The 15117-nt window shown below is 65.8% G+C and carries 8 protein-coding genes; 6 read left to right on the forward strand and 2 right to left on the reverse strand.

The features are described from left to right. Positions 1 to 291: 291 nt before the first annotated feature. Positions 292 to 2868 (reverse strand): ATP-dependent chaperone ClpB, encoded by a 2577-nt coding sequence (gene clpB, locus ACU0AG_RS01240; RefSeq protein ID WP_482780436.1) that lies wholly within the window; start codon positions 2866 to 2868, stop codon positions 292 to 294. A 202-nt stretch (positions 2869 to 3070) separates the two neighbouring features. Here clpB and ACU0AG_RS01245 point away from each other — a divergent pair, with 202 nt between their 5' ends. The 6 genes from ACU0AG_RS01245 to ACU0AG_RS01270 all read left to right on the forward strand — a co-directional run bounded on the left by ACU0AG_RS01245 (position 3071) and on the right by ACU0AG_RS01270 (position 14502). After that, the gene (locus ACU0AG_RS01245) at positions 3071 to 5281 is read left to right on the forward strand and encodes an acylase (RefSeq protein WP_482780437.1); all 2211 of its coding nucleotides are present in this window, start codon (positions 3071 to 3073) and stop codon (positions 5279 to 5281) included. Between the two features lie 45 nt (positions 5282 to 5326). Beyond that, the gene (locus ACU0AG_RS01250) at positions 5327 to 8176 is read left to right on the forward strand and encodes a M16 family metallopeptidase (protein ID WP_482780438.1); all 2850 of its coding nucleotides are present in this window, start codon (positions 5327 to 5329) and stop codon (positions 8174 to 8176) included. A gap of 116 nt (positions 8177 to 8292) precedes the next feature. After that, positions 8293 to 8592: a lipocalin/fatty acid-binding family protein gene (locus ACU0AG_RS01255; protein WP_482780439.1), complete on the forward strand. Its 300-nt coding sequence runs from the start codon at positions 8293 to 8295 to the stop codon at positions 8590 to 8592. A gap of 152 nt (positions 8593 to 8744) precedes the next feature. Beyond that, a complete protein-coding gene (locus ACU0AG_RS01260; protein WP_482780440.1) occupies positions 8745 to 9185 on the forward strand; it encodes an META domain-containing protein in 441 nt (146 codons plus the stop codon). A gap of 132 nt (positions 9186 to 9317) precedes the next feature. Next, the gene (locus ACU0AG_RS01265) at positions 9318 to 10988 is read left to right on the forward strand and encodes an MFS transporter (protein WP_482780441.1); all 1671 of its coding nucleotides are present in this window, start codon (positions 9318 to 9320) and stop codon (positions 10986 to 10988) included. Between the two features lie 124 nt (positions 10989 to 11112). Then, complete coding sequence (locus tag ACU0AG_RS01270) at positions 11113 to 14502, forward strand: hybrid sensor histidine kinase/response regulator (RefSeq protein ID WP_482780442.1); 3390 nt, start codon at positions 11113 to 11115, stop codon at positions 14500 to 14502. On the opposite strand, the gene ACU0AG_RS01275 is transcribed toward ACU0AG_RS01270, so the two are convergent. After that, positions 14472 to 15110: a LuxR C-terminal-related transcriptional regulator gene (locus ACU0AG_RS01275; protein WP_482780443.1), complete on the reverse strand. Its 639-nt coding sequence runs from the start codon at positions 15108 to 15110 to the stop codon at positions 14472 to 14474. The genes ACU0AG_RS01270 and ACU0AG_RS01275 overlap by 31 nt on opposite strands. Positions 15111 to 15117: the final 7 nt, after the last annotated feature.

A 15117-nucleotide genomic window follows, 5' to 3' on the forward strand; every position in this document is an offset into this window, starting at 1 on the left:
AGGCGTACGTTCAGATGGTTGCCCGCGCAGTCCCCGCAGTGACCGTTTTGTGCAATAGCGAAAGTTTGATGTCAAAGCGCCCTGCCGCAGGGCCGAAGTTTTCCGGGGGGTGTTGCGTTAATCCCACATTCAGCCGGAGCGCAGCGTTCGTTCGGCAATTTTGTTACTTCATGCCTTTGCAGATATGAAAAGAAAGGGCGGTTTGCACGCAACAAACCGCCCCCGTTGTCAGATCAAACGAATTCCGGAAACTTTATTGCCCGGCACTTCGCAGCGCGCTTTTCGCCTGCCTCAGCGAATCGTCATGCTCAGCTTTCCGTCGCCCTCATCGATGGCGAGCGTGCTTCCGCCGGGCAATTTGCCCTCAAGCAGCATCTCGGCAAGCGGATCCTGCAGATAGCGCTGCACCGCACGCTTGAGCGGGCGCGCGCCATAGACCGGATCATAGCCCACCCGCCCGAGCCAGCGCAGTGCAGCATCGGAAAGGTCCAGCGTGATCTTGCGGTCGGCGAGCAGCTTCTGCACCCGTCCCACCTGGATCTGCACGATCGGCGCCATGTGTTCCTGCCCCAGTCGGTGGAACAGGATGATCTCGTCCAGGCGGTTCAGGAACTCGGGCCGGAAATGCCCGCGCACCACATCCATCACGTCCTTCTCGACGGTCGCAACATCGGCGCCATCGGGAAGGTTGGCGAGATACTGGCTGCCAAGGTTCGAGGTGAGGATGATCAGCGTGTTGCTGAAATCCACCACCCGGCCCTGCCCGTCGGTCAGGCGGCCATCATCCAGCACCTGGAGCAGCACGTTGAACACATCCGAATGCGCCTTCTCGACCTCGTCGAACAGCACCACCTGATAGGGGCGGCGACGAACGGCCTCGGTCAGCACCCCGCCCTCTTCATAACCGACATAGCCCGGAGGCGCCCCGATCAGGCGGGCAACCGCGTGCTTCTCCATGAATTCGCTCATGTCGATGCGCACCATCGCGCTGTCATCGTCGAACAGGAACCCGGCGAGCGCCTTGGTCAGCTCGGTCTTACCGACACCCGTGGGGCCGAGGAACAGGAAGGAGCCGAGCGGACGGCCCGGATCCTGCAGCCCCGCCCGCGCGCGACGGACGGCCTTGGAGACCGCCTCGATCGCTTGGCTCTGGCCGATCACCCGCTTGCCAAGGATATTCTCCATGTCGAGCAGCTTCTCGCGCTCGCCCTCCATCATCTTGTCCACCGGCACGCCGGTCCAGCGGCTCACGACCGAGGCGATATCCTCTTCGGTCACCTCTTCGCGCAGCATGGCGTTGGCAGCCTGTCCCTGCGCTTCGGCGAGTTGTTTTTCGAGTTCGGGGATACGCCCGTAGGACAGCTCGCCCGCCTTGGCGAGGTCGCCCTCGCGCTGGGCCTGCTCCAGCTCCAGCCGTGCAGCATCGAGCGCTTCCTTGATCTTGCCTTCGGCCTCGATCTTGTCGCGCTCGTTCTGCCAGCGGGTGGTGAGTTCCGCGCTCTGCTGTTCAAGGTTCGCCAGTTCTTCGCGCAGGGCGACCAGACGATCCTTGGAATTCTGGTCGGTCTCTTTCTGGAGCGCCTGTTCCTCGATCTTGAGCTGGATGATCCGCCGGTCGAGCGCCTCGATCTCCTCGGGTTTGGACTCCACCTCCATGCGGATGCGGCTCGCCGCTTCGTCCATCAGGTCGATGGCCTTGTCGGGCAGGAAGCGGTTCTGGATGTAACGGTCCGACAGCTTCGCCGCGGCGACAATCGCGCCGTCGGTGATACGCACGCCGTGGTGGAGCTCGTACTTGTCCTTGATCCCGCGCAGGATCGAGATCGTGTCCTCGACCGTCGGTTCGGCAATGAACACCGGCTGGAACCGCCGCTGGAGCGCGGGGTCCTTTTCGACGTATTTCTGGTATTCGTCGAGCGTGGTCGCGCCGATGCAGTGCAGTTCCCCGCGCGACAGGGCAGGCTTCAACAGGTTGGAGGCATCCATCGAGCCTTCCGATGCGCCCGCACCGATCAGGGTGTGCATCTCGTCGATGAACAGGATGATCTGGCCTTCGGCTGCCTTGACCTCGTCGAGCACGGACTTCAGCCGCTCCTCGAACTCGCCACGATACTTCGCGCCCGCGATCAGCGCGCCCATGTCGAGCGACATGAGCGTGCGGCCCTTGAGGCTGTCAGGCACGTCGCCATTGGCGATGCGTAGCGCGAGGCCTTCGGCAATCGCGGTCTTGCCGGTGCCGGGCTCGCCGATCAGGGCGGGGTTGTTCTTGGTGCGGCGGGCGAGGATCTGGATCGTGCGGCGGATTTCCTCGTCGCGGCCGATCACGGGATCGAGCTTGCCGTCGCGCGCAGCCTTGGTCAGGTCGCGGGCGAATTTCTCCATGGCGTCGTAATTGGCCTCGGCATTGGCGCTGTCGGCCCGCTTGCCGCCGCGCAGCGCCTCGATTGCCGCGTTCAGTCCCTGCGGGGTGATGCTGGCGGCCTTCAGAGCCTCGCCTGCGGCCGTCTGGGACAGGGCAAGCGCGACCAGAAGGCGCTCTACGGTGACGTAGGAATCGCCCGCCTTGTCGGCAATCTGCTCCGCCTGGTCGAGCACCCGCACCGCATCATTATCAAGCCCCGGGGTGGCCTGCGCCCCGCTGCCGGTGACCGCCGGGATCTTCGCAAGCCCGGCATCGACTGCACCCACGGCCAGTGCCGGCGTGCCGCCGGCCCGCTGGATCAGGCCCGATGCCATGCCCTCGCTGTCTTCCAGCAGCGCCTTCAGGATGTGCAGCGGCGTGATGCGCTGGTGGTTCATGCGGATCGCGACCGTCTGCGCCGCTTGCAGAAAGCCCTTGGCCCGATCGGTGAACTTTTCGAGATTCATATTGCCTAACCCCTCCAAAGGTTACCGTCGCAAGATAGTGTTGCATATTGGCAACACAAGCCCCGCGCTGCAAATTTCGCAAACAGGTGTGTTACCCGACTAGGTGGGTCGGCCTGCCCGCTTCGACAAGGGGTGCGTTGCCTTGACCTGATGGCGGTGCCAAGCGATGGAGGCGCGGGCGGTTTTTGGGAGAGACAGCGCGATGAATTGGGTGAAAGGCGCGGTGATCGCGCTGGGCGGACTTTCGGCTGTGGCGGTCGCGGGTCTCGCCACGTGGGAACCGTTCTTTGCCAGTGCAGCCAATGCTACGGCAAGCCAGCAGACCTATTCGGCCGAGATCATCCGCGACAGCTTCGGCGTGCCGCACATCTACGGCAAGACCGACGCCGATGCCGCCTTCGGGGTCGCCATTGCCCATGCCGAGGATGATTTCTTCACCCTGCAGGATGTGATCGCGATGAGCCGCGGGCGGTATGGCGCGATTGCCGGCGAGGAAGGGGCGAAGGTCGATTACGTCTATCACCTGATCGACGCGCGCGGCACGGCCGAGCGGCAATACCCGCAGCTTCCCGCCGATACCCGCGCCCTGTTCGAAGCCTATGCCGCGGGCCTCAACCACTATGCCCAAACCCATCCGCAGGAAATCAAGCTGGCGAACCTGTTTCCCGTCAGCGGAATGGATGTGGCCGCCGGTTTCGCGCTGCGCCAGCCGTTCTTCTTCGGGCTCGATGGCGTGATCGGACCGCTGGTGGCAGGCGAGGAATTGCGCCGCGAACATGGCCCCGACATCCCCGGCTTCCCGCGCCCGCCCTTACCGGGTGCATCCCCTGCCGAGGCTGCCGCAACGCGGCAGCAGGCCCGCACACTGGTCTTGCCGCTGGGCGAGGATGGCGAGCACCTCGGCTCCAACGCCTTTGCGGTGGCGCCGGAAAAATCGGGCGGGCCGACCACTCTGGTCTCCAACTCGCACCAGCCCCTGCGCGGCGGGGTGGCGTGGTATGAACTGGTGGTCGAAAGCGGCGAAGGCTGGCACTTTGCGGGCGCGAACTTCCCCGGATCGCCCTTCCCCTTCCTCGGCCACAACGAACATCTGGGCTGGACCAACACGGTCAACACGCCCGACATGATCGACATCTACCAGCTTGAACTGGACGAGACCGGCACCCGCTACAGGCTCGATGGAGAATGGTGGTATCTGGAAAGCGAATGGGTAACGCTGCCGGTCAAGGTCGGCCCCGCCGTCCTGCCGATCCGGCGCGAAGTGCTGCGCAGTGTGCACGGCCCTGTGATCCGCAACGACAAGGGGGCCTTCGCCATCCGTTACGGCGGGATCGGCGAGCTGCAACAGCTCGATGCCTATTACCGCATCAACAAGGCCACCAGCTTTGCCGAATGGGAAGCGCAGATTGCCCGGATGGCAATCCCTTCGACCAATTTCATCTATGCCGACAAGGACGGCACCATCGCCTATGTCTACAATGCGGCAATCCCGAACCGGCCCGAAGGGGTGAAAGCCGACTGGCGCAATATCCTGCCGGGCGATCGCAAGGACCTGATCTGGCAGGGCGCGGTCGATTATGCCGCCCTGCCCAAGATCGTGAACCCGGCCAGCGGGTGGATCTACAATGCCAACAACGAACCCTTTACCGCAGCCGGTGCCGGGAGCGATCTGTCGCCTGATGCGTTCTCGCCGGTAATGGGCATCGAACGCAAACAGACCAACCGCTCGCGCCGGGCCTACAAGCTGCTGTCGGAAGCGAGCGTGCTTGACCGGGCGACGCTGGAGCGGATCAAGTACGACACCGGCTATGAACGCGAAGGCTATGTCGCGCGGCTGTTCGATGCGCTGGCGGCGATGAAGGCCGAAGGCGAGCTGGCAAAGGCCCGCGATCTGCTGCTGTCGTGGGATTTCACCGCTGATGGCAAAGGCGAGGCCGATGCCATCGCACTGCTGATGATCCGCGACTTCATGTCGGCCGATTACAACAACAAGCCCTTCCCCGATGTGGCCGCGAAACTGCAAGCTGCCGCCGATCACCTGACAACCCATTTCGGGCGGCTCGATCCGCCGATGGCCGATCTGCTGCGCCTCAGGCAGGGCGGGCTCGATCTGCCGCTCGATGGCGGATCGGATACGCTGCGCGCCTCGACCACCTGGGACGTGGACGAGGATGGCCGCCTCAGCCTCAAGCACGGGGACAGCTTCATCATGTGGATCGAATGGCAGCCGGGACAAAGGGTTGCCTCGCGTTCCGTCCAGCCCTTCGGCGCGGCAACGACCCGCCCGAAGAGTCCGCATTACACCGACCAGATGCGGCTGTTCGTCGATCACAAGCTGAAACCGGTCTATTTCTGGCGCGATGATTTGCTGGCGAATGCCAGCAACCGGCGCGTGGTTTCCAATGCGCGCTGACCGGCGCAATTCCTGACGTCCTTCCTTTCAACGGAGCCTTCACTGATGACCCATCGTTTTGCTGCCGCCAGCCTTTCGGCGCTCGCCCTTGCGCTCGCCGCGCCGTTCTCTCCGGCGCTGGCCGACAATCACAAGGCTGCCGCAGCCGCGCCGCAGGCGACCGCCGATCTGCCCGCGCTGGTGGCGCAGGTGCAGATCCCCTACGAGAAATTCCAGCTCGACAACGGGCTGACAGTGATCGTCCATGAAGACCGCAAGGCCCCCGTTGTGGGCGTCGCCGTGTGGTACAATGTCGGATCGAAGGACGAACCCAAGGGCAAGACCGGCTTTGCCCACCTGTTCGAACACCTGATGTTCAACGGATCGGAAAACGCGCCGCAGGATTACTTCCAGTACCTCGCCGAAATGGGCGCGACCGATTACAACGGCACCACCAATTTCGATCGCACCAATTATTTCCAGACCGTGCCCCGCCCCGCGCTGGAACGCGCGCTGTGGCTGGAAAGCGACCGCATGGGCTATCTGCTCGGCGCGGTGACGCAGGAGAAGCTCGATAACCAGCGCGGCGTGGTGCAGAACGAAAAGCGTCAGGGCGACAACCAGCCCGGCGGTCTGGTGTTCTACGAACTGCTGGCAACGATCTTCCCCGAAGGCCACCCCTATCACCACTCGGTGATCGGCTCGATGGCGGACCTTGATGCCGCGTCGATGGACGATGTGCGCCAGTGGTTCACCGACAAGTACGGCCCCAACAACGCGACGCTGGTGATGGCGGGCGATGTCTCTGCCGCCGAGGCAAAGGTGCTGGCCGAAAAGTATTTCGGCAGCATCAAGCGCGGCCCGGTCAACACCCCCGCCGCAGCCGAAGTGCCGACCCTCGCGCAGGATGTGCGCAAGGTGATGAAGGATCAGGTCGCCGCAACCAGCATCACCCGTTACTGGCCGGGGCCGGGCATCACCGATGCCGATCTGACCGCGCTGAATGTCGGCGCGGCGATCCTCGGCGGGCTGGCGTCGAGCCGTCTTGATGAAGTGCTGGTGCGCGACGAGCAGCTGGCGGTCGGCGTGTCGGCCAACAGCAGCAATTTCCAGCGCGTCGGCCTGCTTTCGGTGAACGCCACCGCCAAGCCGGGCGTCGATCTGGCCGTGCTCGAAAAGCGGCTGGATGAACTGGTGGCCAAGTTCATCGCCGAAGGTCCGACCGAAGACGAAGTGCGCCGGGCCGCAACCAGCAGCCTTGCGCGCACCGTGCGCGGTCTGGAACAGGTCGGCGGGTTCGGCGGCAAGGCCGTGACGCTGGCCAATGGCGAAGTGCTGGCGGGCGATGCCTCGTTCTACGCCACCCAGCTCGAGCAGCTGGCCAAGGTCACCCCGGCCGACGTCAAGGCCGCGATGGCCAAATGGATGACCCGCCCCGCCTTCACGCTGGTGCTGGAACCGGGCGAGCGCGATGCGACCTATCAGGAAGCCGCCTCGGTCGGCGGCGGAGCCAATGCCAGCGAGCGCGACCGTGCTGCGGAAACGCTGACCGTAACCATGGAGCGGCCCAAGCCGGCGATCGACACCACGGCTGAACTCGATTTCCCCGATATCGAGCGCGCCACGCTCAAGAACGGCATGAAGGTCACTTATGCCCGCCGCACTGCGGTTCCGGCGACCTATGTCGCGATGAGCTTCAACGCGGGCAGCGCCGCCGATCCGGCGGGCAAGGCCGGGCTGGAAGGCCTGACCATGAACCTGTTCACCGAAGGCACCGCCAATCTGACCGGCCAGCAGATCGCCGAAGCGAGCGAGCGTCTGGGCGTCAGCATCAATGCCGGCGGCGGCGATGACCGTTCGACCTTCACCATGTCGGCCCTGACCGCCAACCTCGCACCGTCGCTCGACCTGATGCGCCAGATCATGCGCGAGCCTGCCTTCAACCAGGCCGACCTCGAACGCGTGCGCACCCAGACGGTCACCGGCATCCGTCAGGCGATGAAGTCGCCGCAGGGCATCGCCCAGCGCACGATCGCGCCCGAACTGTTCGGGGCAGACAGCGCCTATGGCGGGGTCAACACCATCGCCAGCGTCAGCAGCATCACCCGCGATGATCTGATCGCCTTCAAGGACAGCTGGATCCGCCCCGACAATGGCGAGGTGTTCGTGATTTCGGATCGCCCGCTGGCCGAGATCGTCAAGGCGCTCGATGCCAGCTTCGGCGACTGGAAGGCACCCAAGACGCCCAAGGGCGCCAAGCAGGTCACCGCCGCGCAGAAGGGCGAAGGCAACCGGATCATCCTCGTCAACCGGCCCAACTCGCCGCAGAGCTTCATCCTCGGCGCGCAGGTCACGCCGCTGGACGCCGGCGATCCGGCCTTCATCGCCTTCAACAGCGCCAACAACTCGCTGGGCGGCAACTTCCTTGCCCGCCTCAACATGAACCTGCGCGAGACCAAGGGCTGGAGCTATGGCGTGCGCGGCGGGACGCAGGCGCGCGAAAACGCGGTGGTCTATGCCATCTCGGGCGGCGTGCAGGCTGACCGTACCGGGGATTCGCTGGCAGAAATGCTGCGCGAGACGAAGGAGTTCCTGACCGAAAAGGGCGTGACCGCAGACGAACTGGCGCGCAACATCGCCAGCGAAGTCGGCGCGCTGCCGGGCCGGTTTGAAACCTCCCCCGCAGTGCTCGGCGCGATGCAGAGCAACGCCCTGTTCGGCCGCCCCGACAATTATCAGGAAACGCTCGCCAGCGTCTATCGCGCGCAGACTGCCGAAGCGCTCGATGCCGTCGCCCGCTCGGCCATCGACACCGACAAGTTCGTGTGGGTCGTGGTCGGCGATGCCACCAAGGTCCGCGCCCAGCTCGAACCGCTTGGCCTGCCGATCGAACAGCGCGAGATGGAAGGCGAATAAGGAGTTGCCGGTGCGCTTCGGCCCGAAGCGGGTTGAAGCGCACTGACATAAGTGTAAATAGCGTGACCTGACATCACGGCCCGGCGCACCGCGGGGCCTAGCGAGGGAGTGGAATTATGTCTGTTGCTGGAACCTACAAGACCACCGTCAAGAGCCCGATGGGCGACCAGACCGGCACCCTCACCGTGGTCCCCGATGGCGACACCTTTTCGGGTTCGCTGATCGGCAGCCTCGGTTCGATGGACATTGCCGGCGGCACCATCGAAGGCAACACCATCAAGTGGAAGATGAACATGGTCGTGCCGATGCCGATGACGCTCGATTGCGAAGCGACCATCGATGGCGACACGCTGACCGGTTCGGTCAATGCCGGTGCCTTCGGCGCCATGCCGCTGTCGGGCACCCGCGAAGCCTGATCGCTTCGGCCATACCAGGGCACACAAAGGCCGCCGGAGTTCGCGCTCCGGCGGCTTTTTCGTGGCGCCGGGCCAGTCCGGATTGGCCGCCGGTTTGCGTCTGTTCAGGAAAGCGGGTGCATAGCCCGCCCTGCACCAACGGAGACCCGCCGATGAAGCCCTTTGCCGCTGCCCTCGCCCCGCTCGCCGCCGCCGTCGCGCTGGCCGGCTGCGTGACCCTGCCGGACACCCACCCCCTGACCGGGACCGACTGGCAACTGGTCGCGATCGACACATCGGGCAGCACCACCACGCTCACCCCGGCACTCCAGCGGCAGCACACGCTGGCCTTTGTCGACGGCGGCGAGGTGCAGTTGCAGCTCGATTGCAACCGCGGGCGTTCCACCTGGACGGCGGGGCAACCCGCCAATGGCGCAGGCACCATCAGCTTCGGACCGGTCGCCAGCACCAGAATGCTCTGCCCCCAGCCCAGCTTCGGCGACCAGCTGGCGGGCGGAATGGAAGGCGCGCAGCGTTTCCTCACCACGCTCGACGGACGCCAGCTGGTGATCGAGACGCCGGACTTGCGGTTCACCTTCGAAGCCATCGAGTAACGCCAGCAACGTCGTCCCATGCGACCAAGGTCTAGCTTTCGCGCAGCGGCGCAAAGCGCGACCATGCAATCCTCGACATAGAGCGGCCCCGTGGGCTGCCGGGGGATCGAGCGCACAAGCGGGAGACGGACAATGGCGACGACTTATGAAAGCGCCCTGCCCAAGCACCACGAGGTTACAGGGACGGAAAAGCGCGTCATCCTGGCCTCGTCGCTGGGCACGGTGTTCGAATGGTATGATTTCTACCTCTACGGCCTTCTGGCGACGATCATTTCGGCGCAATTCTTTTCCGGGGTGAACGAGACCACCGGGTTCATCTTCGCACTGGGCGCCTTTGCCGCGGGCTTTGCGGTGCGTCCGTTCGGCGCGCTGGTGTTCGGGCGGCTCGGCGATCTCGTGGGCCGCAAATACACCTTCCTGGTGACGATGGGCCTGATGGGCTTTGCCACCTTCACTGTGGGCGTGCTGCCGTCCTATGCCAGCATCGGGGTGGCTGCCCCGATCATGCTGGTGGTGCTGCGCCTGCTCCAGGGCCTTGCGCTGGGCGGGGAATATGGCGGGGCGGCGACCTATGTTGCCGAACACGCGCCGAACAACAAGCGCGGGCTGTACACCAGCTTCATCCAGACCACCGCAACGCTCGGCCTGTTCGCCGCGCTGCTGGTGGTGATCGGCACCCGCACGGCCATCGGCGAAGAAGCTTTCAAGGACTGGGGCTGGCGCGTGCCGTTCCTGATTTCGGTGCTGCTGCTGGGCGTGTCGCTGTGGATCCGCATGCAGTTGCAGGAAAGCCCTGTCTTCCAGAAGATGAAAGAGGAAGGCACCAATTCCAAGGCCCCGATTTCGGAAGCCTTCGGCAACTGGAAGAACGGCAAGTGGGCGCTTATCGCACTGCTGGGCGCGGTCGCGGGCCAGGCGGTGGTGTGGTACACCGGCCAGTTCTACGCGCTGTTCTTCCTCGAGAAGATCCTGATGGTTGACGGCGCGACGACCAATATCCTGATCGCGGTCGCGCTGGCCATCGGCACGCCGTTCTTCATCTTCTTCGGCTGGCTGTCGGACAAGATCGGGCGCAAGAAGATCATCCTCACCGGCTGCGCGCTGGCGGCGGTGACGTTCTTCCCCGCTTTCCACGCTCTGACCGAGGCGGCCAATCCGGCGCTGGCACAGGCGCAGGCGAGCGCACCGGTGAGCGTGATCGTCAACAATGACGATTGTTCGGTGCAGTTCGACCCGATCGGCAAGAACAAGTTCGACAGCAAGAGCTGCGACATCGCCAAATCCTTCCTCGCCAAGAGCGGTGTGAGCTACACCAAGGTCGAGGCAGAGGCGGGCACGATCGCGCAGGTCAAGATCGGCGGGACAACCTTCACCGCGCCCGATCCGGCCAAGGTGACGGGCGATGAACGCAAGGCCGCAATCACCGCCTATCAGGACGAGGTGAAGGCCGCACTGGTCGCTGCGGGCTATCCTGCCAAGGCCGATCCGGATGCGATCAATACCCCGGTGGTGATCGCGATCCTTACCTACCTCGTGCTGCTGGTGACGATGGTTTACGGCCCGATCGCAGCGCTGCTGGTGGAACTGTTCCCCACCCGCATCCGCTACACCGCGATGAGCCTGCCCTATCACATCGGCAACGGCTGGTTCGGCGGCTTCCTGCCGACCACCGCCTTCGCGATGGTGGCGGCCACGGGCAACATCTACTTCGGCCTGTGGTATCCGGTGGCGATCTGCGCCGCGACCGTGGTGATCGGGCTGTTGTTCCTGCCCGAAACCTTCCGGCGCAATATCGACGAATAATCCGTCCCCAACGGGTCGCAAGCAAAGGGCGGTGCCGCAAGGTGCCGCCCTTTCGCTTTGTGCGGGCGCGCTTGCACATTTGCCTGATTGCGGTAGCTTTTCACCCGAGGGAGAGGGCGGGATCATGATGCTGGGCGCGGCGCTTGCTGCCGCTGCAATCTATCTGGGCGCATTGTTCTGGCTGGCGGCCCATCGTGACAGGGTGGAGCGCGATCGCGCAGGTGGCGGCGGGGCGCTGCAACGCCATGCAGGCACGATCTACGGGCTCAGCCTCGCGGTGTACTGCACCAGCTGGACGTTTTTCGGAGGGGTCGGCACGGCGGCGAGCGCCGGGCTGGATTACCTGCCGATCTACCTCGGCCCGATCCTGGTCTTCGCGCTCGGCTTCGGCCTCGTGCGCAAGATCCTCGCGCAGGCGCAGGCGCAGCATTCCACCTCGATCGCGGATTTCCTCTCGGCCCGCTATGGCAAGAGCGCGAGCCTTGCGGCGCTGGTCACCGTGATCGCCGCCTGCGGCACCCTGCCGTACATGGCCTTGCAGCTGGAATCGGTGGGCGCGTCGATCCTGACGCTCGATCCCACCTTGCGCGCACAGGTCGCGGCAGACGAGCTGGTGCTGATCGTTGCGGCGCTGATGGGGCTGTTCGCCATCCTGTTCGGTTCGCGCCGGGCAGACCGGGCAGGCGACAATGCCGGGCTGGTGCTGACCATCGCGGTGGAGGCCGTGGTCAAGCTTGCCGCACTGCTGGCGGTGGGTGCGCTGGCGCTGTGGCTGCTGCTGTCGGGCGAGGCTCCCGCACCTGCCGCCCCTGCCCTGTTTGCTGCAGACCAGATCGATGCGCGCTTTGCCACCCTGACCCTGATCGCCGCTGCTGCCGTGCTGTGCCTGCCGCGCCAGTTCCACATGAGCTTCATCGAAGCCCCCGGCGAACGCACCACGCGCGCGATGCAGTGGGTGTTCCCGGCCTATCTCGTTCTCACCGCAGCGGTGATCGTGCCGCTGGTGCTGGCGGGGCTGGCGGTGCTGCCCGCAGGCACCGATCCCGACACCATCGTGCTCGCCCTGCCGCTGGCGACCGACAATGCGGCGTTGGCGGTGCTGGTGTTCCTCGGCGGATTCTCGGCGTCGGCAGGGATGATCGTGGTGGCGAGTGTGGCGCTGTCGATCATGATCACCAATGATCTGATCGCCCCGCTGCTGCTGCGCCGTGCACTGGCGGGCAAGGGCGATCGCAGCCGCGTGCCCGCGCGCCTGCTGCTGATCCGGCGGGTGGTGATCGCCGCGCTGCTGGCGGCTGCCTATGCCTTCTATCGCGGCTTTGCGGGGATCACTAATCTGGCGGGCCTCGGCACGCTTGCCTTTGCCGCCGCCGCGCAGTTTGCCCCGGGGCTGGTGCTGGGGATGGTGAGCCAGCACGGCAACCGCGCCGGGATGCTGGCAGGGCTGGCGAGCGGCTTTGGCCTGTGGCTGGCGCTGCTGATCGCCCCTGCAGCAACCGGCACCGTGCCCTTCATCAGCATCCATCCCGATCCGCTGGTGTCGGGCGTGGCGATCAGCCTTGGCGTCAATCTGCTGCTTTACTGGTTCGGCTCGGCGCTGGCGATCCCCTCGCTGCTCGATCAGGCGCAGGCGGCGGCGTTTGTCGGCACTCCGATGCCGGGCAGCCCGCCGCGCCGCGCCACGGCCAAGCGGGTGGGCGATGTGCGGGTGCTGCTCGCCCAGTTCGTCGGGCGCGAGCGGGCCGATGCCGCGCTCGCCGCGCAGCCGCTGCGCAACGGCGATCCCGCCGATCCGGCGGTGCTGGAACTGGCCGAGCGGGTCATTTCAGGCGTGATCGGCACATCATCGGCACGGATGCTGGTGGGATCGTGGGCAGGCGGCGATCCGATCCCCCTGCCCGAAGTGGTCGCCATGTTCGGCGAGACCGGCCGCCGCCTCAGCTTTTCCGGAGAACTGCTCCAAACTGCGATCGAGAGCATCGATCAGGGCGTGGCACTGGTGGATGGCGACATGCGCCTGGTAGCGTGGAACAGCCGTTACCAGCAGATTTTCGACCTGCCCGACACGCTGGTGCAGGTCGGCACGCCGATTGCCGATCTGATCCGGTTCAACCTTGAACGCGGACGCCTGCCCGAGGCCGAGATTGCCGAACAGGTCGCCCGCCGCCTCGCCTATATGCGGGCCGGGACCGAGCACCGGATCGAGCGCGAGCAGCACGATGGCCGCGTGCTGCGGATCGTCGGCGCGCCCACGCCCGGCGGCGGCTACACCACATCGTACACCGATATCACCGCCGACCGGCGGGCCGAACAGGCGCTGGAGGAGAAGGTCGCCGAACGCACCCGCCAATTGAGCGCCGCCAATGAGGCGCTCGCGCAGGCGACCCGCTCGAAGACCCGCTTCCTCGCCGCGGCTAGCCACGATCTGATCCAGCCGCTGAACGCTGCACGCCTGTTCGCCTCGGCCTTGGGAGAGGAGGTCGCCGGCAGGCCGCAGCTGGAAAAGCTGGTCGCCGACCTCGATGGTTCGATCATCTCGGCCGACCGGCTGATCCGTGCGCTGCTCGATATCTCAAAGCTCGACAGCGGCGGGGTGGTGCCCGTGCCCGAACCGGTCGCGCTCGACCAGCTGTTCGAGGATGTGGCGCGCGAATTCGCGTTGCAGGCGCAGGCCAAGGGGCTGCGGCTGCGGCGGGTGCGGACGAGCGCATGGGTGATGGCCGACCGTGCGCTGCTCACCAGCGTGCTGCGCAATCTGGTCAGCAATGCCGTGCGCTACACCGAACGCGGGGGCGTGCTGATCGGGGTGCGGCGGCGGGGCGAGCGCCTGCTGGTCTGCGTGGCTGATACCGGGCGCGGGATCGCGCCGGAGGACAGCGAGCGCATTTTCGGCGAGTTCGAGCGCGGCACCTCGACCGACCGCGAAGGGCTTGGGCTCGGGCTTGCGATCGTGCGGCGGGCGGCGCGGTTGCTGGAATTCGAGATCGAGACCCGCTCGGCTGTCGGGCGCGGCAGCAGTTTTGCCTTTGCCATGCCGGTGCTGCGGCGCGAGGCGGCTGCGGCAGCCCCGATGCCCACCCCCCGCCGCCAGTCCGGCCAGCTCGGCGATGCGCGGGTGCTGGTGGTGGAGAACGATCCCGCCGCGCTCGCCGCGCTGGCGACACTGCTCGGCAAATGGGGCCTGCAGGTGACGGCTGCGGGCAATCTGGCAGAGGCGCTCGCCCTGACGCCGGACGCGCCCGACATGGCGATCATGGATTACCGCCTCGACGGGGACGAGCGCGGGGATGCCGCCTATGCCGCGCTGTGCGAGGTGTGGGGCACGCGCCCGCCGGTGATCCTGCTGACCGCCGAAAGCGCCGAGGAGACCGAGGCGGCCGCTGCCCGCATGGGCGCCAACCGCATGCTCAAGCCCGCTGCCCCGGCCGCGCTGCGCGCCCTTATCGCCAATGCCCTTGCGCAGGGCCGGGCCGGCAAGGCGGATCAGGCTTTCGCCGAATCCGCCACCGGCTGATCGACATCGAGCTTGGCTGCCAGCAGCACCGCCTGGGTGCGGCTATTGACCCCCAGCTTGCGCAGGATCGCGGTGATATGGGCCTTCACCGTCGCTTCGCTGATCGCCAGTTCGTAGGCGATCTGCTTGTTGAGCAGGCCTTGCCTGATCGCTGCGAGAATACGCCGCTGGGCCGGCGTCAGGCTGGCGATGCGGGCCAGATCATCATCCTCGCCCTCGCCCGTATCGGGGAACCAGCCATCGCCATCGCGCACCGCCGCCAGCCCTTCGCGCATGGCATCGAGGCTTGAGGACTTGGGGATGAACCCCGCCGCCCCCAGCTGCGCCGCCGCCGCCGCGACCCGCGGCTCCTCGCTGGCAGAGACAATCACGATCGGCAGCGCGGGGTAATCCTGCCGCAGGTCCATCAGCACCGACAGGCCGCTGGAATCCGCCATGTGCAGGTCGAGCAGCAAGGCTTCGGCAGCGCCTTCGGCCAGTGCGGCCCGCGCCTCGGCAGCGCTGCTTGCCTCGATGATCGCCGCGCTGTCCCACACCTTGCCGACCGCATGGGCCAGCGCGCTGCGGAACAGCGGGTGATCATCGGCAATGACGACGCGGCCGGTCATGCGCGCC

The sequence above is a fragment of the Erythrobacter sp. RANMB8 genome (assembly GCF_056848235.1).

What these genes read in the sequence shown, in the direction of transcription:
- ACU0AG_RS01270 (WP_482780442.1), top strand. Translation starts at nt 11,113, where the DNA reads ATGATGCTGGGCGCGGCGCTTGCTGCCGCTGCAATCTATCTGGGCGCA.
- ACU0AG_RS01255 (WP_482780439.1), top strand. Translation starts at nt 8,293, where the DNA reads ATGTCTGTTGCTGGAACCTACAAGACCACCGTCAAGAGCCCGATGGGC.
- clpB (WP_482780436.1), bottom strand. Translation starts at nt 2,868, where the DNA reads ATGAATCTCGAAAAGTTCACCGATCGGGCCAAGGGCTTTCTGCAAGCG.
- ACU0AG_RS01275 (WP_482780443.1), bottom strand. Translation starts at nt 15,110, where the DNA reads ATGACCGGCCGCGTCGTCATTGCCGATGATCACCCGCTGTTCCGCAGC.
- ACU0AG_RS01250 (WP_482780438.1), top strand. Translation starts at nt 5,327, where the DNA reads ATGACCCATCGTTTTGCTGCCGCCAGCCTTTCGGCGCTCGCCCTTGCG.
- ACU0AG_RS01260 (WP_482780440.1), top strand. Translation starts at nt 8,745, where the DNA reads ATGAAGCCCTTTGCCGCTGCCCTCGCCCCGCTCGCCGCCGCCGTCGCG.
- ACU0AG_RS01265 (WP_482780441.1), top strand. Translation starts at nt 9,318, where the DNA reads ATGGCGACGACTTATGAAAGCGCCCTGCCCAAGCACCACGAGGTTACA.
- ACU0AG_RS01245 (WP_482780437.1), top strand. Translation starts at nt 3,071, where the DNA reads ATGAATTGGGTGAAAGGCGCGGTGATCGCGCTGGGCGGACTTTCGGCT.